A 16,764-nucleotide genomic window follows, 5' to 3' on the forward strand; every position below is an offset into this window, starting at 1 on the left:
ATGGCCCAGAAGATTATCCGCGTTGGCGACATCGAGATTGCCAACGACAAACCCATGGTGCTGTTCGGCGGCATGAATGTGCTGGAAAGCCGCGACATGGCGATGCAGGTCTGCGAGGAATACGTGAAGGTCACCCAGAAACTGGGTATCCCTTACGTGTTCAAGGCCAGTTTCGACAAGGCCAACCGCTCGTCCGTGACCTCTTACCGTGGCCCAGGCCTGGAAGAGGGCATGCGGATCTTCCAAGACATCAAGCAAGCCTTTGGCGTGCCGATCATCACCGACGTCCACGAGCCAGCCCAGGCTGCGGTCGTCGCCGAGGTCTGCGACATCATCCAGTTGCCGGCCTTCCTGTCGCGCCAGACCGACCTGGTGGTCGCGATGGCCAAGACTGGTGCGGTGATCAACATCAAGAAGGCCCAGTTCCTCGCGCCCCAGGAAATGAAACACATCCTGAGCAAGTGCGAAGAGGCCGGCAATGACCAGTTGATCCTCTGCGAGCGTGGTTCGAGCTTCGGCTACAACAACCTGGTAGTGGACATGCTCGGCTTCGGCATCATGAAGCAGTTCGAATACCCGGTGTTCTTCGACGTGACGCACGCCCTGCAGATGCCGGGTGGTCGTTCCGACTCCGCCGGTGGTCGTCGGGCCCAGGTGACTGACCTGGCCAAGGCTGGCATGAGCCAATCCCTGGCCGGCCTGTTCCTCGAGGCCCACCCGGACCCGGACAACGCCAAGTGCGACGGCCCTTGTGCCTTGCGCTTGAACAAGCTGGAACCTTTCCTGTCTCAGCTCAAGGCATTGGACGAACTGGTCAAGAGTTTTCCGACGATAGAAACCGCGTAACGCGATTTTCTCCGGTAAAGTACCGCTCGATAAACGCTCTGGCCTGCGGGCCGGGCGTTATTGTCGGCGAGCCTGCCCGCTGCTCTATACCCGCCGACGGTAAAAAGATTTCCTCTCGCTGCGTCGTTTTCGTCAACTTTGGAGTGTTTACAACAATGGCAAAAATCGTCGACATCAAAGGTCGTGAAGTTCTCGACTCCCGTGGCAACCCCACTGTTGAAGCGGACGTGCTTCTCGACAACGGCATCATCGGCAGCGCCTGTGCGCCGTCCGGTGCTTCCACTGGCTCGCGCGAAGCGCTCGAGCTGCGTGATGGCGACAAGAGCCGTTACCTGGGCAAGGGCGTGCTCAAAGCCGTCGCCAACATCAACGGTCCGATCCGTGACCTGTTGCTGGGCAAGGATCCTGCCGACCAGAAAGCCCTCGATCACGCGATGATCAAGCTCGACGGTACCGAAAACAAAGCCACCCTGGGCGCCAACGCGATCCTCGCCGTGTCCCTGGCCGCTGCCAAGGCCGCTGCCCAGGACCAGGACCTGCCGCTGTACGCACACATCGCCAATCTCAACGGTACCCCGGGTGTCTACTCGATGCCGGTGCCGATGATGAACATCATCAACGGTGGCGAGCACGCCGATAACAACGTCGACATCCAGGAATTCATGGTGCAGCCGGTTGGCGCCAAGACCTTCTCCGAAGGCCTGCGCATGGGCACCGAGATTTTCCATCACCTCAAAGCCGTGCTGAAGGCCCGTGGCCTGAGCACCGCCGTTGGCGACGAAGGCGGTTTCGCACCGAACCTGGCGTCTAACGAAGACGCGTTGAAAGTGATCTCCGAAGCCGTGGCCAACGCTGGCTACAAACTGGGCACCGACGTGACCCTGGCCCTGGACTGCGCCGCCAGTGAGTTCTACGAAGACGGCAAGTACAACCTGTCCGGCGAAGGCCAGGTGTTCACCGCCGAAGGTTTCGCCGACTACCTCAAGGGCTTGACCGAGCGTTACCCGATTATCTCCATCGAAGATGGCCTGGACGAGTCCGACTGGGCCGGCTGGAAAATCCTCACCGACAAGATCGGCGAGAAAACCCAGCTGGTGGGTGACGACCTGTTCGTGACCAACACCAAGATCCTGAAAGAAGGCATCGACAAGAAGATCGCCAACTCGATCCTGATCAAGTTCAACCAGATCGGCACCTTGACCGAAACCCTGGAAGCCATCCAGATGGCCAAGGCCGCTGGCTACACCGCCGTGATCTCCCATCGCTCCGGCGAAACCGAAGACTCGACCATCGCCGACCTGGCCGTGGGCACTGCGGCGGGCCAGATCAAGACCGGTTCGCTGTGCCGTTCCGACCGCGTTTCCAAGTACAACCAACTGCTGCGTATCGAAGAGCAATTGAACGGCAAGGCCAAGTACAACGGTCGCGCCGAGTTTCGCGGCTAAGCAGTAAATGGTAAAAAGACAGCGGATAGTGTCGGAAAAGTCGCAATAGCGGCGGTTTTGCCTCTAATCTGATGCCTTATCAAGCACAAGCCTGGTTTTTCCAGGCTTCGTGCTATCAGACGCTTCAAAGTTTGGCATGGCTGTCTTTTTTCACTGGATACCTGAGATTCGATGCGCAGTCCCAATTGGTTGTTTCTTGTCTTGCTCCTGTTGCTGGCTGGCCTGCAGTACCGCCTGTGGGTGGGTAATGGCAGTCTGGCGCAAGTGGCCGACCTGACTCAGCAAATAGCCGATCAGCACGCGGAAAACGAAGCGTTGCTGGAGCGTAATCGGGTGATGGACGCCGAGGTCAGTGAGTTGAAAAAGGGCATGGAGACCGTTGAAGAGCGGGCTCGCCATGAACTGGGCATGGTGAAAGAGGGCGAAACCCTCTACCAGCTGGCCCAATGAGTATCCGTTTGCCGGCCTTTTGGGCCGTGATTCCTGCCGCGGGCGTTGGTGCCCGTATGGCCGCCGACCGTCCCAAGCAATATTTGCAACTGGGTGGGCGCACCATTCTTGAACACAGCCTTGGCTGTTTCCTCGATCATCCGACCGTCAAAGGCGTGGTGGTCAGCGTTGCACACGATGATCCTTATTGGCCGACCCTGGCCTGCGCCAGCGACACTCGCATCCAGCGCGTGGACGGTGGCGAACAGCGTTCGGCTTCAGTGCTCAATGCCTTGCTGCATCTGCACGAGCAGGGCGCCGATGATCACGATTGGGTACTGGTGCACGACGCCGCGCGACCCAACCTGGCCCGGGACGATCTGGACACACTGCTCAGCGAGTTGGCGACCGATCCGGTCGGCGGCCTGCTGGCCGTCCCGGCGCGGGACACCCTCAAGCGTGCCGACAAGCAGGGTCGCGTGTTGGAAACCGTCGATCGCAGCGTGATCTGGCAAGCCTATACACCGCAGATGTTCCGCCTCGGCGCCTTGCACCGGGCCCTGGCCGACAGCCTGGTGGCCGAAGCGCTGATTACCGACGAAGCCTCCGCCATGGAATGGGCCGGGCAGGCGCCGCGGTTGATCGAAGGGCGGGCTGATAACATCAAGGTCACTCGGCCGGAAGACCTGGAGTGGTTGCGCCAGCGCTGGGCGAATCGTCGCTAATTAATCGCGTATCTGTGCGAATACCGCGTCGCGGCCTTCGCGAGCAAGCCCGCTCCCACAGTGGCCCTGCATCTGGCCACATATTTGTGATCAACATAGATCTACTGTGGGAGCGGGTTTGCTCGCGAAGGCGATCATTCCGGCGCCGAATAAACCACGGACAGAAAACGACCTAACCCCGATACTCCGGCCGCTGCGCCAACCCCTCTTTCAAATAGTCCACCAACTTGCGCACCTTCGGCGACAGATGCCGCTGCTGCGGATACAGCGCCCACACCGCCGTATTCGGCGGTTGATGAGCCTCCAGCAGCGATATCAACGCACCACTGTGCAAATGCTCCAGCACGTAATAATCCGGCAACTGACATAACCCGACGCCTTGCAGGGCCGCGTCGAGTACCGCTTGCCCACTGTTGCAGCGCCAGTTTCCTTGCACGCGCTGGGAAAATTCCCGCCCGTTCTGCTCCAGTTGCCAGATATCGGAACTGCCGATCAGGCAGTTGTGGCGGCTCAATTCCGACAAACTATGGGGCCGACCGTAGCGTTCCAGATAGGACGGTGAGGCGCACAGGTACATGCGCCGCGGTGCGAGGCGGGTGGCGACCAGGCGTGAGTCCTGCAAGCGGCCCAGGCGTATGGCCAGGTCCAACCCTTCATGAACCAGGTCCAGTGGGCGGTTGCTCAGTTCAATGTCCACCCGCAACTGTGGATAAAGCCCCATGAACCGCGTCACCAGCGGCACGATGAAGCGCTCACCATAGGCCACGGCACAGGTCATGCGCAGCATGCCCTTGGGTTCGCTGGTGAGATCGCCTACCGCCCGCAGCGCTTCCTCGCGTCCATCCTGCAGGCGCTGGCAATGCTGCAAAAAGGTTTGGCCGGCTTCGGTCAGGGTGACCCGGCGGGTGCTGCGATAGAGCAATCGCGTCTGTAGACGCTCTTCCAGTCGTACGATTTGTCGACTGATATGAGAGGACGAAACCCCGAGCCGTTCGGCAGCCGCGGTGAATTGGCTGCATTCGGCCACCGCGACGAACTCGTCGATCCCTTCCCAGCGGTTGTCGGACATAGGCGATTATCCCTGTACAGCAATAATGTTTTGCTTTTGACTGGATTATTCATCGTCCGACGGAGGATTACACTCCCGGTCTTGTTTTTATTTGCTGGAGAATCCGGATGATCAAGTCGCGCGCTGCCGTTGCCTTCGAGGCCAAGAAACCCCTGGAAATCGTTGAAGTCGACGTCGCCATGCCCAAGGCGGGCGAAGTGCTGTTGCGCGTGGTGGCTTCCGGCGTCTGCCATACCGACGCCTATACCTTGTCGGGCGCCGACCCGGAAGGGATCTTCCCGTCGATCCTCGGCCATGAAGGCGGTGCCATTGTCGAAGCCATCGGCGAAGGCGTGACGTCGGTCGCGGTGGGTGACCATGTGATTCCGCTGTACACGCCGGAATGCGGTCAGTGCAAATTCTGTAAGTCGGGCAAGACCAACCTGTGCCAGGCGATTCGCGCCACCCAAGGCAAAGGCCTGATGCCGGACGGCACTTCGCGCTTTTCCTACAAGGGCGAAACGATTTTTCACTACATGGGCACCTCGACGTTCTCCGAATACACCGTGTTGCCGGAAATCTCCGTCGCGAAGATCCCGAAAGAAGCCCCGCTGGAAAAAGTCTGCCTGTTGGGTTGTGGCGTCACCACCGGTATCGGTGCGGTGATCAACACGGCCAAGGTCAAGCCCGGTGACACCGTGGCCATCTTCGGCCTGGGCGGCATCGGCCTGTCGGCAGTGATTGGTGCGGTGAAGGCCAAGGCCTCGCGCATCATCGCCATCGACATCAACCCGGCCAAGTTCGAAATCGCCAAGCAACTGGGCGCCACCGATTGCGTCAACCCGAAAGACTTCGACCGGCCGATCCAGGAAGTCATCGTCGACATGACTGACGGCGGCGTGGACTTTTCCTTCGAGTGCATCGGCAATGTCCAGTTGATGCGTGCCGCGCTGGAGTGCTGCCACAAGGGTTGGGGCGAGTCGGTGATCATCGGCGTCGCCGGTGCCGGCCAGGAAATCTCCACTCGTCCATTCCAATTGGTAACCGGACGCGTCTGGCGCGGTTCGGCGTTTGGCGGCGTGCGCGGTCGCAGCGAATTGCCGAGCTACGTGGAGATGGCCGAGAAAGGCGAGATCCCGCTGGATACCTTCATCACCCACACCATGGGCCTGGAAGATATCAACAAGGCGTTCGACCTGATGCATGAAGGCAAGAGCATCCGCACCGTCATTCATTTCTGAGGTCGGTCATGAGCCTTGAAAATATCTCCTGCCAGAAAAGCTTCGGCGGCTGGCACAAGCGTTACCGGCACCGTTCCGAAGTGCTCGGTTGCGACATGGTGTTTGCCGTGTACCTGCCGCCGCAAGCCGAGCAGGGCGGCAAGTTGCCGGTGCTGTACTGGTTGTCCGGGTTGACTTGTACCGACGAAAATTTCATGCAGAAAGCCGGTGCCCAGCGCATGGCCGCCGAGTTGGGGCTGATTATTGTCGCCCCGGACACCAGCCCCCGTGGTGCCGACGTGCCGGGCGATCCGGACGGTGCCTGGGACTTCGGCCTGGGTGCAGGGTTTTATCTGAATGCCACGCAGGATCCATGGGCGCGGCACTATCGGATGCATGACTATGTGGTGCAGGAATTGCCGGCGCTCGTCGAGGCGCATTTCCCTGCCTCGGATAAACGCGGCATCAGTGGCCACTCCATGGGCGGTCATGGCGCGTTGGTCTGCGCCTTGCGCAACCCGGGACGTTATCGTTCGGTGTCGGCCTTTTCGCCAATCAACAATCCGATGGATTGCCCGTGGGGCCAGAAAGCCTTCTCCCGTTACCTGGGAGAAGACCGTTCGAAATGGCGGGAATGGGATGCCTGCGCACTGATTGCCGAGGCTGATGAGCAGTTGCCGCTGCTGGTGGACCAGGGCGATCGCGATGATTTCCTGGCCAACCAGCTCAAGCCTGAAGCCCTGCAGCAGGCAGCCAAGGCTGCCGGCCATCCGCTGGAATTGCGCCTGCAACCCGGCTATGACCACAGCTACTTCTTCATCGCCAGCTTCATTGGCGACCACTTGCAACATCATGCACGCGCTCTAAACGCCTAATGCAGGTAGAATCACGCCCTGACAAAAATCGGGGCGTTTTTTTATGCGTATTGGCCACGGCTACGATGTTCACCGTTTCGCTGAAGGCGACTTCATTACTCTGGGCGGCGTGCGTATCGCACACGGCTTCGGGCTGCTTGCGCATTCTGACGGTGACGTTCTGCTGCACGCCTTGAGCGATGCATTGCTCGGCGCGGCCGCCCTGGGTGATATCGGCAAACACTTCCCCGACACCGACCCGCAATTCAAGGGCGCCGACAGCCGCGTGCTGCTGCGTCATGTGGTTTCGCTGATCCACGCCAAGGGCTGGAAAGTCGGCAATGTCGATAACACCATTGTTGCCCAGGCGCCGAAAATGGCGCCGCACATCGAAGCGATGCGCCAGTTGATAGCCGAGGATCTTCAAGTTGAGTTGGACCAAGTGAACGTGAAAGCCACCACCACCGAGAAGCTGGGTTTCGTCGGTCGCGAAGAAGGCATTGCCGTCCACTCCGTCGCCTTGTTGCTGCGCCCATGACTGAATTGGAACTACTGGGCCCGCGTGCCTACGGTGAACCGCTGGGCAGTGCGGTACTCAAGGCTACCGCTGAAGATTTTCAGGTCGATGAAGTGCTCGATATTCCGTTGACCGGCGATGGCGAGCATTTGTGGATCTGGGTTGAAAAACGCGGCTTGAACACCGAAGAGGCGGCTCGGCGAATTGCCAAGGCTGCTGGCGTGCCGTTGCGCACCGTCAGCTACGCCGGCCTCAAGGACCGACAGGCCCTGACCCGCCAATGGTTCAGCGTCCAGTTGCCCGGCAAGGCCGATCCGGATTTGTCGGCGGCAGAGAACGAAACACTGAAGATCCTCAAGACCGGTCGGCATAAACGCAAACTGCAACGCGGCGCGCACTCGGCCAATGGCTTCACCCTGCGCCTGACCCAGTTCAAGGGCGACACCGCGGCTATCGATGCGCGGTTGCAACAGATTGCGCGCCAGGGCATCCCCAACTATTTCGGCGCCCAACGGTTTGGGCACGACGGTGGCAACGTCGTTGATGCCCGTGCCTGGGCGGCGCGCAAGGCCTTGCCGGAACAGCGCAATGTGCGTTCACGGCTGTTGTCCACGGCCCGCAGCTTTCTGTTCAACCGGGTGCTGGCGGCACGAGTGGCCGACGGTACCTGGCAACAAGCGCAGGTGGGTGACTTGCTGGCCTTCACCGACAGCCGCAGTTTTTTTCCGGCCGGCGAAGCTGAATGCAGCGATCCACGGCTGGCCATTCTCGATCTGCACCCGACCGGGCCGCAGTGGGGCGAAGGGCCTTCGCCTGCCGCCGGCGCGACCTTTGCGCTGGAACAGGCCATCGCCGAGGGCGAAGCCGATTTGCGCGACTGGTTGATAAACGCGGGAATGAGTCACGAACGTCGCATCCTGCGACTGCCCATTGGCGGGCTGTCGTGGCATTATCCCTCGCCTGACATTCTGCAACTGGAATTCGTCCTGCCGGCCGGATGTTTCGCCACTGTCTTGGTGCGCGAACTCGTCGATCTGGTGCCGGTGGGGCAGACGGACAGCCCATGCGTATTCTGATTTCTAACGACGACGGGGTGACTGCACCCGGTCTTGCCGCGCTTTATGCTGCGTTGGCGGATTTTGCCGAGTGCGTGGTCATCGCCCCGGACCAGGACAAAAGCGGCGCCAGCAGCTCGCTGACGCTCGACCGTCCTTTGCACCCCTGCTACCTGGATAACGGTTTCATCAGTATCAACGGGACGCCGACCGATTGCGTGCACCTGGGTATCAACGGGTTGCTGGAGCGCGCGCCGGACATGGTGGTGTCAGGCATCAACCTGGGCGCCAACCTGGGTGATGACGTGCTGTATTCCGGTACTGTCGCCGCAGCCCTGGAAGGTCGCTTCCTGGAGCAACCGTCGTTTGCCTTTTCGTTTGTTTCACGCCAGGTTGATAACTTGGCTACCGCCGCCTACTTCGCCCGTAAATTGGTCGAAGCCCATGGCGAGCTGGAGCTGCCACCGCGCACGGTGCTGAACGTGAATATCCCGAACCTTCCGCTCGATCATATCCGTGGCATCCAATTGACGCGCCTGGGCCATCGCGCCCGCGCCGCCAAGCCCATGCACGTGGTCGATCCGCGAGGCAAGGCCGGTTACTGGATCGCCGCTGCCGGAGATGCCGAGGATGGCGGGCCGGGCACTGACTTCCATGCGGTGATGCAAGGGTATGTCTCGATCACGCCGTTGCAGCTCGATCGCACCTTCAACGATGCCTTTCGAAACCTCGATGGCTGGCTGGAGGGGCTGCGCTGATGGCTCGTGAGCAAGACGATATGCTACGCCGCGGGATTGGCATGACCTCCCAACGCACCCGTGAGCGACTGATCCAGCGGCTTTACGAGGAAGGCCTGTCCAACGCCCAGGTGTTGGAAGTGATTCGCCGCACGCCGCGACATTTGTTCGTCGATGAAGCCCTGGCCCATCGCGCCTACGAAGACACGGCGCTGCCGATCGGCCACAACCAGACCATTTCCCAGCCTTATATGGTGGCCCGCATGAGCGAGTTGCTACTGGAGGCGGGGCCGCTGGACAAGGTCATGGAGATCGGCACGGGGTCGGGTTACCAGACGGCAGTATTGTCGCAACTGGTGGAGCGGGTGTTCTCCGTAGAACGAATCAAGGTGCTGCAAGACCGCGCCAAGGAGCGTCTGGTCGAACTGAACCTGCGCAACGTGGTGTTTCGCTGGGGCGATGGTTGGGAAGGCTGGCCGGCCTTGGCGCCTTATAACGGCATCATTGTGACCGCCGTGGCCACCGATGTCCCCCAGGCCTTGCTGGATCAGCTCGCTCCCGGTGGGCGACTGGTGATTCCGGTGGGCGCGGGCGAAGTCCAGCAGTTGATGCTCATCGTGCGCGAAGAACACGGTTTTTCGCGACATGTTCTCGGGGCCGTGCGGTTTGTGCCATTGCTCAACGGGCCATTGGCCTGAGCATTTATAAACAAGCGCTGAATTCCGTGGCATTGGCTGTGTCTTACAGCGGCGCTGATTCGTTAAATGCAGGTTTGTTAAACGGCGTTCAACGGCGTCGAGCAAACGTGTGCGGTGCCCCTTCACGCTTCATTAATAGAAGCGCGGTCGCGGCCAGCTATTGTTGTATGACTTCTGCCTGGACAGGCAGTTTCCAATTTTTCAGCCACCACAAAGGGAGCGGCGGGTGAGTCTCACAGTCATTGCGCAGCGTATGGGTATCACGAGCTTTCAGCGCCTGGTGACTGGCCTTGTCTTGAGTACCTTGCTGGTCGGTTGTTCCAGTACACCGTCGGGTAATGTCCGGGTGGTCGATCGCAATAACAATGCGGCGCCGCAACGTCCTACAGTAACGACCGGTCAGTATGTAGTCCGTCGCGGCGATACGTTGTTTTCCATCGCTTTTCGCTACGGCTGGGACTACAAGGCCCTCGCGGCGCGCAACAACATTCCTGCGCCCTACACGATTCATCCGGGTCAGACGATTCGCTTTGATGGTCGCAGCGGTTCAACGCCGACTGCGGTTGTCACGCAGTCGGGCTCGTCGGCTTCGTCGTCGAGTAAAACCACGGTCATTCGCCGGCCGGCGGGGGCTGCAACGTCGACAGTACCGTCCGTCGCGAGCAAACCGACCCCCGCTCCGATGCCTCCAGCGGGCCCCGCCCCGACAGGCTGGGGATGGCCTTCTAGTGGCGTTCTTATTGGAAAATTCTCTTCAAACGGTAGTTTGAATAAAGGAATTGATATCGCCGGGGATTTGGGACAGCCTGTTTTGGCCGCGTCTGATGGCACGGTTGTGTACGCCGGGAGTGGTTTGAGGGGCTACGGCGAACTCGTGATCATCAAACACAGCGATACCTACGTCAGTGCCTACGGTCACAACCGCAGGCTGTTGGTTCGGGAGGGGCAGCAGGTCAAGGTCGGACAGACAATTGCCGAAATGGGATCAACGGGAACAGACCGGGTGAAACTGCATTTTGAGATTCGCCGACAGGGTAAGCCAGTAGATCCGCTGCAATTCCTGCCACGTCGTTGATTTGATTGTCAGCCTGTTCCGTCACGTAGAGGGAACAGGCTCCAGCGTTGCCAAGGATAAAGGCGTCGCTTGAGCTTGAGGTCGAACTCACCAAAGGACTATAACAATGGCTCTCAGTAAAGAAGTGCCGGAGTTTGACATCGACGATGAGGTTCTCCTTATGGAGACCGGCATCGCTATGGATTCGATGTCGAATGATGAAGGGGCGACTCCACCTTCCGTTCGTGCCAAATCCAAACACTCCGCTTCACTTAAACAACATAAGTACATCGATTACACCCGGGCGCTCGACGCCACTCAGCTGTACCTTAACGAAATCGGTTTCTCGCCGTTGCTCTCCCCCGAGGAAGAGGTTCATTTTGCGCGTCTGTCGCAAAGTGGCGACCCGGCCGGTCGAAAACGCATGATTGAAAGTAACCTGCGCCTGGTGGTGAAAATCGCCCGACGCTACGTCAATCGTGGGCTTTCGCTGCTGGATCTGATCGAAGAGGGCAACCTGGGCTTGATTCGCGCGGTCGAGAAGTTCGACCCTGAGCGAGGCTTCCGATTCTCGACCTATGCCACTTGGTGGATCCGCCAGACCATCGAACGGGCGATCATGAATCAGACCCGGACCATCCGGTTGCCGATTCATGTGGTCAAGGAGCTGAACGTCTATCTGCGGGCCGCCCGTGAGTTGACCCAAAAACTCGACCATGAACCCTCACCCGAAGAAATCGCCAACCTGCTGGAAAAACCGGTAGGTGAGGTCAAGCGAATGCTTGGGCTCAACGAACGGGTTTCTTCAGTAGACGTCTCGCTGGGGCCGGACTCGGACAAAACCCTGCTGGACACCCTGACCGATGATCGACCCACGGACCCATGCGAGCTGCTCCAGGACGATGATTTGTCCCAGAGTATCGACCAGTGGCTTTCGGAACTTACGGACAAGCAACGGGAAGTGGTCATTCGCCGCTTCGGCTTGCGCGGTCATGAAAGCAGCACCCTTGAAGATGTAGGCCTGGAGATTGGTTTGACCCGTGAGCGGGTGAGACAGATCCAGGTTGAAGGTCTCAAGCGTCTCCGGGAGATCCTGGAGAAAAATGGCCTGTCGAGCGAGTCGCTGTTCCAGTAACTCGAACGCAGGCGCAGCAGAAAAGGCCCCGACTGGTTCGGGGCTTTTTCGTTTCTGCGGTGACTGTTTTCCAGTCCGGCTCTATTTGTAGTTTCAGCTTGTAAGCCTTTGCCTAGTGTTGCGTAAGCGATCGGTTTTCCAACGAAGGGATGGACGGCTATTAAAGTTGTCCTGTTTTTGTAGTGCATTGATTAATAAAGAATTTTTCTTTGATGAACGTAGCGTGACAGGGTAAGGCAACGCTGGCAGGCGAATTGCGCTCGTTCGGGAAGATATTAATATCAGTCCTGTGTCGACGGACAGACACACCTGTCATGGACGATGGGGAGGAAGGACATCGCAGGACGCGATTCATCAGGACGATGAAAAGGACCAAAGGGATTAGGGAAAAAATGTGGGCGGGTCAAACCGCCCCTTTTTTTTGCCTGCGATTTCTTGAGCCTGGAAAAGCAAAAAGGCCCGCAAGGGGCCTTTTCGAGGAACGCCGAGAGGATCAGCGTTCGAGGTCGGCGATCTTGCCTTCCTTGCCATCCCACTCTTCGGCGTCCGGCAGCGCGTCTTTCTTCTCGGTGATGTTCGGCCAGATGTCCGCCAATTCGGCGTTCAGCTCGATGAAGTTCTCCATGCCGGCTGGCACTTCGTCTTCCGAGAAAATGGCGTTCGCCGGGCATTCCGGTTCACACAGGGCGCAGTCGATGCACTCGTCCGGGTGAATGACCAGGAAGTTCGGGCCTTCGTAGAAGCAGTCCACCGGACAGACTTCTACGCAATCGGTGTACTTGCACTTGATGCAGTTGTCGGTGACGACGAAGGTCATTTCTAATTCTCTCCTCAGGCGGCGGCAGCGGAGCCCCTTCACGGTGGGGTCGCCAGGTTCGGGAGGATAGTCTGCGAACCAGGCTAATAGCCCGCAGCATCCCAAACCGCGCGAGATTCTAACAGCTTGAAAGCTTGTGCGTTAGATCCGTGTCTTCAATGTATAGAGTAAATCCAGTGCCCGACGTGGGGTCAGGTCGTCCAGATCAAGTTTGGCCAGTTCATCGAGCACCGGATGGGGCAGGCTGGCGAACAGGTCGCTTTGCTGCGGTGCAGCCGGTTTGCCTTTGGTTGGGCGCGGCGCTTCGTGGGGCAGGCTGGTGGTTTCCAGGCGGCTCAAGTGCTCGCGGGCCCGGCTGATCACTTCGCTGGGGACACCGGCCAGTTGCGCGACCGCCAGGCCATAGCTCTGGCTGGCCGGGCCGGGCAGCACATGGTGCAGGAACACGATGCGTTCGTTGTGCTCAGTGGCGTTGAGATGCACGTTGGCCACCAGCGGCTGGCTTTCCGGCAGCACGGTCAGTTCGAAATAATGGGTGGCGAACAGCGTGTAGGCACGCAGGTGCGCCAGCCGTTCGGCCGCCGCCCAGGCCAGGGACAGGCCGTCGAAGGTGCTGGTGCCGCGCCCGACTTCGTCCATCAACACCAGGCTGCGTTCGGTGGCGTTGTGCAGGATGTTCGCGGTTTCGCTCATTTCCACCATGAAGGTCGAACGCCCGCCGGCCAAGTCATCGCTGGAGCCGATCCGGGTGAAGATCCGGTCCACCAGGGACAATTCGCAGCTCGCCGCCGGCACGAAACTGCCGATGTGGGCCAGCAGCACGATCAATGCGGTCTGGCGCATGTAGGTGGATTTACCGCCCATGTTCGGACCGGTGATCACCAGCATGCGGGTGTTGTCGTCCAGGCTCAGGTCGTTGGCCACGAACGGCGTGGTCAGTACCTGCTCGACCACCGGGTGACGACCCTGGCTGATGCGCATGCACGGCTCGCTGACAAAGCGCGGGCAGTTGAGGTCCAGGTTCAGCGCCCGCTCGGCCAGGTTGCTCAGCACGTCCAGTTCCGCCAGGGCGCCGGCGGTGTCCTGCAATGGCGGCAGTTGGCTGATCAGGTCTTCGAGCAGCGCTTCATAGAGCATCTTTTCCCGGGCCAGGGCGCGGCTCTTGGCCGACAGCGCCTTGTCTTCGAACGCCTTGAGCTCCGGGGTGATGAAACGCTCGGCGCCCTTGAGGGTCTGGCGACGAACGTAGTCGGCCGGGGCCTGTTCGGCCTGCTTGCTCGGCAACTCGATGAAATAGCCGTGGATGCGGTTGTAGCCGACCTTGAGGTTGGCCAGGCCGGTGCGGGCTTTTTCCCGGGCTTCGAGGTCGATCAGGAACTGACCGGCGTTTTCGCTCAGCGATTGCAACTCGTCGAGTTCGGCGTCGTAGCCGGTTTTCAGCACGCCGCCGTCGCGGATCACCGCCGGCGGGTTATCGATAATGGCTTTTTCCAGCAGCGCGGCCAGTTCCGGGTAAGTGCTGGTGGTGCGCGCCAGTTGCTGCAGGTGTGGCGCTTCGAGGTCGGTCATCGCCACCTGAAGCTCGGGCAGGGCGCCGAGGGCATCGCGCAGGCGCGCCAGGTCGCGGGGACGGGCGTTGCGCAGGCCGATACGGGCCAGGATCCGCTCGATGTCACCGATTTCCTTGAGCTGTGGTTGCAGTTGCTCGAAGCGATAACGGTCCAGCAGGCAGGTGATGGAAGTCTGGCGCGCCAGCAGCACCGTCAGGTCACGCAGCGGACGGTTCAGCCAGCGGGTGAGCAGGCGGCTGCCCATGGCGGTCTGGCAGCGGTCGACCACCGATTGCAGGGTATTGTCGCGGCCGCCGGCCAGGTTGGTGTCCAGCTCCAGGTTGCGGCGGCTCGCGCCGTCCAGCACCACCGTGTCATCCAGGCGCTCGTGACGCAGGCTGCGCAAGTGGGGCAGGGCGGTGCGCTGGGTTTCCTTGGCGTAGGCCAAGAGGCAGCCGGCGGCACCGATGGCCAGGGTCAGGTTTTCGCAGCCGAAGCCCTTGAGGTCTTGGGTGGAAAACTGCTGGCAGAGACTTTTCAGCGCCGAGTCGCGCTCAAAATCCCACGGCGCCCGACGTCGCACGCCACGGCGTTTTTCTGCCGGCAGGTCTTTGGGCCAGTCATCCGGGATCAACAGTTCCACCGGATTGACCCGCTCCAGCTCTGCCAGCAGGTTTTCCCAGCCCTTGATTTCCAGCACCGAGAAGTTGCCGCTGGTGATGTCCAGCACGGCCAGGCCGAACAGGCGCTCATCGCCCAAGACTGCGGCGATCAGGTTGTCCCGGCGTTCATCCAGCAGGGCTTCATCACTGACCGTGCCCGGCGTAATGATCCGTACGACTTGGCGTTCCACTGGCCCTTTACTGGTGGCCGGGTCGCCGACTTGCTCGCAAATCACTACGGACTCACCGAGCTTGACCAGCTTCGCCAGGTAACCTTCCGCCGCGTGGTAAGGAATCCCACACATCGGAATCGCCATGCCCGCCGATTGCCCACGCGCCGTCAGGGTAATGTCCAACAACTTGGCGGCCTTCTTCGCATCCTCGTAGAAGATCTCGTAGAAGTCGCCCATGCGGTAGAACATCAGCTGATCGGGGTGCTGGTTCTTCAGGCGCCAGTATTGCTGCATCATCGGCGTATGGGAGGACAGGTCGTTCACGGCTGTATTCATGGGTGTCAGGGAAGCTCGTTGAAAGGTGTGGGGCAAAAGGAGGGGCATTGGCCCGGCTTTTCCGCGATGGGCGCAAGGTTAACATGGGCGGTCGAGGGGGACCCAGGGATGAGTGTCTTCGATTGTTTTTGATCAGACTGGATTTCTGGCCCCAGGTCTTTTCCTTTCGGCATGTGGTGAACAATCTTTTACGAGGCATGAGCCAGGCAACAAAAAAGCCCGACACGTGGTCGGGCTTTCCTTAAATCTTGATGTCAGGCTCGTTTAGCCTCGGCCTGCATCATCACCAAGTTCTGCTGCTTGGTAGCCTCTGTCAAAACCTCGCCATAAACACGCTTCTTTTGGTCCGACTTTGCATTACGGATAAAATCGGCAAAGGTGCTTTTGGCTCCTTTGGACAAGCCTAGCTTGATCGAAATCATAGGTGCCCTCCTGATGATGGCTCGAGCGTGGCTTCTAGGTCGGCCCGCGTGTGTTGCTCAGGGATATGGTAGTCAATTTTATCGACACCAGCTTTGTAAAGTCGTCCCGAATTATCGATATGCTTGAGCAATAGATCCACATGGACGTCACCTCGATACTCTAGCTTAAGGGCGTTCACTACGTCACGTGCGGCGAAGTATTGCTTGATGAAATGTTCTTTGCGGATCCTCCTACCCTCGGCCGCCTCGCGAGCGTTGACGAATTCCCAAGCAAGCACAGGCGATTGATATACATACAAAATCTGTACGAATCGCCCTTTTTTCAAGGAGCGGTCTACGTTCCGTCTTGCTACGTCTATGTTAGAAAACGTTCCATCAAGGATGAAGGACTGCTGTTGATCCAACGCAAAATCCAACATTTTATCGACCAGAATCGATACACCGCCCTGAAAAAGCCAGGAATTTGCCCCCGCGTAAGTAGGAAATTCGCTTCGCAGTTCATCAGCGTCTATGCGTAGGATGGCGGTATCTGTAAATAGATTCACCAAAGCTATTGATGCCTCGGTTTTACCCGCGCCTGGAGAGCCCGCCATGAAAACTGATACCGGCGCCTCTTCTGGCGGATAAAGCACCTTATCTGTGAGTCGCTTTGCGATTGCTTTTTTATTGGATCTAGCGAAGCGCAATGCGTCTTCACAAACGGCTTGGTCTGCTGAGGTCATTACCTGGTTGCGTGTATCGGCGTCCTCCGTCATCAATCCAACTCCTTTTCGACGATACCTATTGTTTGAACCGAGCTATGCCAGACCACGTTATGCCTAGTGCTGCCCATTTATGGAAGTCGGTAAAGCCGTAGCGAGGGGGCTTACTTCCGCTTGAGTGCGAAGCGCTCATAAAAAAGGGCTGCTGCGCAGCCCCGCGAGAGCAAGCTTTCTCGCCACAGGTTCATCGTTTTGCTCAAGTGAACAGTATGGCTACACACATGGTCGTTTTTTGTTTCTGTTTAAGTCGGGCCTGTTTTACCTCGGCCCACATCATGAA

At 59.2% G+C, this 16,764-nt stretch carries 17 protein-coding genes; 12 read left to right on the forward strand and 5 right to left on the reverse strand.

The window, feature by feature from the left end; all coding sequences use genetic code 11:
- The 4 genes from kdsA to ispD all read left to right on the forward strand — a co-directional run bounded on the left by kdsA (position 1) and on the right by ispD (position 3,445).
- Complete coding sequence (gene kdsA / locus EPZ47_RS05855) at positions 1-846, forward strand: 3-deoxy-8-phosphooctulonate synthase (protein ID WP_047227577.1); 846 nt, start codon at positions 1-3, stop codon at positions 844-846.
- Positions 847-1,001: 155 nt separating this feature from the next.
- Entirely contained in the window at positions 1,002-2,291 is a 1,290-nt protein-coding gene (eno, locus tag EPZ47_RS05860; RefSeq protein WP_028237207.1) for a phosphopyruvate hydratase, read from the forward strand.
- 171 nt (positions 2,292-2,462) lie between these two features.
- Positions 2,463-2,741 carry a cell division protein FtsB gene (gene ftsB, locus EPZ47_RS05865; protein WP_025212129.1) on the forward strand — a complete coding sequence of 93 codons (279 nt, stop codon included), beginning with the start codon at positions 2,463-2,465 and terminating at the stop codon, positions 2,739-2,741.
- Positions 2,738-3,445: a 2-C-methyl-D-erythritol 4-phosphate cytidylyltransferase gene (gene ispD, locus EPZ47_RS05870; RefSeq protein ID WP_135843933.1), complete on the forward strand. Its 708-nt coding sequence runs from the start codon at positions 2,738-2,740 to the stop codon at positions 3,443-3,445. The genes ftsB and ispD overlap by 4 nt, the downstream gene beginning before the upstream one ends.
- A gap of 172 nt (positions 3,446-3,617) precedes the next feature.
- Here the strand turns inward: ispD and EPZ47_RS05875 are convergent, their stop codons facing one another.
- Positions 3,618-4,514, reverse strand: coding sequence for a LysR substrate-binding domain-containing protein (locus EPZ47_RS05875; RefSeq protein ID WP_109756627.1), 897 nt, complete (start codon positions 4,512-4,514; stop codon positions 3,618-3,620).
- A 107-nt stretch (positions 4,515-4,621) separates the two neighbouring features.
- Here EPZ47_RS05875 and EPZ47_RS05880 point away from each other — a divergent pair, with 107 nt between their 5' ends.
- The 8 genes from EPZ47_RS05880 (at position 4,622) to rpoS (ending at position 11,763) form a co-directional block, all read left to right on the forward strand.
- Positions 4,622-5,734 (forward strand): S-(hydroxymethyl)glutathione dehydrogenase/class III alcohol dehydrogenase, encoded by a 1,113-nt coding sequence (locus tag EPZ47_RS05880; RefSeq protein ID WP_135843934.1) that lies wholly within the window; start codon positions 4,622-4,624, stop codon positions 5,732-5,734.
- An 8-nt stretch (positions 5,735-5,742) separates the two neighbouring features.
- The gene (fghA, locus tag EPZ47_RS05885; protein ID WP_135843935.1) at positions 5,743-6,588 is read left to right on the forward strand and encodes an S-formylglutathione hydrolase; all 846 of its coding nucleotides are present in this window, start codon (positions 5,743-5,745) and stop codon (positions 6,586-6,588) included.
- 43 nt (positions 6,589-6,631) lie between these two features.
- Entirely contained in the window at positions 6,632-7,105 is a 474-nt protein-coding gene (gene ispF / locus EPZ47_RS05890; RefSeq protein ID WP_003184863.1) for a 2-C-methyl-D-erythritol 2,4-cyclodiphosphate synthase, read from the forward strand.
- Positions 7,102-8,160: a tRNA pseudouridine(13) synthase TruD gene (truD, locus tag EPZ47_RS05895; protein WP_135843936.1), complete on the forward strand. Its 1,059-nt coding sequence runs from the start codon at positions 7,102-7,104 to the stop codon at positions 8,158-8,160. The genes ispF and truD overlap by 4 nt, the downstream gene beginning before the upstream one ends.
- Entirely contained in the window at positions 8,148-8,897 is a 750-nt protein-coding gene (gene surE, locus EPZ47_RS05900) for a 5'/3'-nucleotidase SurE (RefSeq protein ID WP_135843937.1), read from the forward strand. The genes truD and surE overlap by 13 nt, the downstream gene beginning before the upstream one ends.
- A gap of 41 nt (positions 8,898-8,938) precedes the next feature.
- Positions 8,939-9,574: a protein-L-isoaspartate(D-aspartate) O-methyltransferase gene (locus tag EPZ47_RS05905; protein ID WP_170862085.1), complete on the forward strand. Its 636-nt coding sequence runs from the start codon at positions 8,939-8,941 to the stop codon at positions 9,572-9,574.
- 226 nt (positions 9,575-9,800) lie between these two features.
- Complete coding sequence (locus tag EPZ47_RS05910; protein ID WP_135843938.1) at positions 9,801-10,649, forward strand: peptidoglycan DD-metalloendopeptidase family protein; 849 nt, start codon at positions 9,801-9,803, stop codon at positions 10,647-10,649.
- A 106-nt stretch (positions 10,650-10,755) separates the two neighbouring features.
- A complete protein-coding gene (gene rpoS, locus EPZ47_RS05915; protein ID WP_003198289.1) occupies positions 10,756-11,763 on the forward strand; it encodes an RNA polymerase sigma factor RpoS in 1,008 nt (335 codons plus the stop codon).
- A gap of 493 nt (positions 11,764-12,256) precedes the next feature.
- Here the strand turns inward: rpoS and fdxA are convergent, their stop codons facing one another.
- From fdxA to EPZ47_RS05930, 4 genes are all read right to left on the reverse strand, one after another.
- Complete coding sequence (gene fdxA, locus EPZ47_RS05920) at positions 12,257-12,580, reverse strand: ferredoxin FdxA (protein WP_014336809.1); 324 nt, start codon at positions 12,578-12,580, stop codon at positions 12,257-12,259.
- Between the two features lie 141 nt (positions 12,581-12,721).
- Positions 12,722-15,289: a DNA mismatch repair protein MutS gene (gene mutS, locus EPZ47_RS05925; protein ID WP_167310214.1), complete on the reverse strand. Its 2,568-nt coding sequence runs from the start codon at positions 15,287-15,289 to the stop codon at positions 12,722-12,724.
- 266 nt (positions 15,290-15,555) lie between these two features.
- The gene (locus EPZ47_RS30180; RefSeq protein ID WP_178084238.1) at positions 15,556-15,723 is read right to left on the reverse strand and encodes a hypothetical protein; all 168 of its coding nucleotides are present in this window, start codon (positions 15,721-15,723) and stop codon (positions 15,556-15,558) included.
- On the reverse strand, positions 15,720-16,445 hold the full coding sequence (locus tag EPZ47_RS05930; protein WP_135847954.1) for a zeta toxin family protein: 726 nt from the start codon (positions 16,443-16,445) through the stop codon (positions 15,720-15,722). Before EPZ47_RS05930 ends, EPZ47_RS30180 begins: the two co-directional genes overlap by 4 nt.
- Positions 16,446-16,764 lie beyond the last annotated feature (319 nt).

Origin of the sequence: Pseudomonas viciae, assembly GCF_004786035.1 — a bacterium.
In the GTDB taxonomy this organism is placed as follows: domain Bacteria; phylum Pseudomonadota; class Gammaproteobacteria; order Pseudomonadales; family Pseudomonadaceae; genus Aquipseudomonas; species Aquipseudomonas viciae.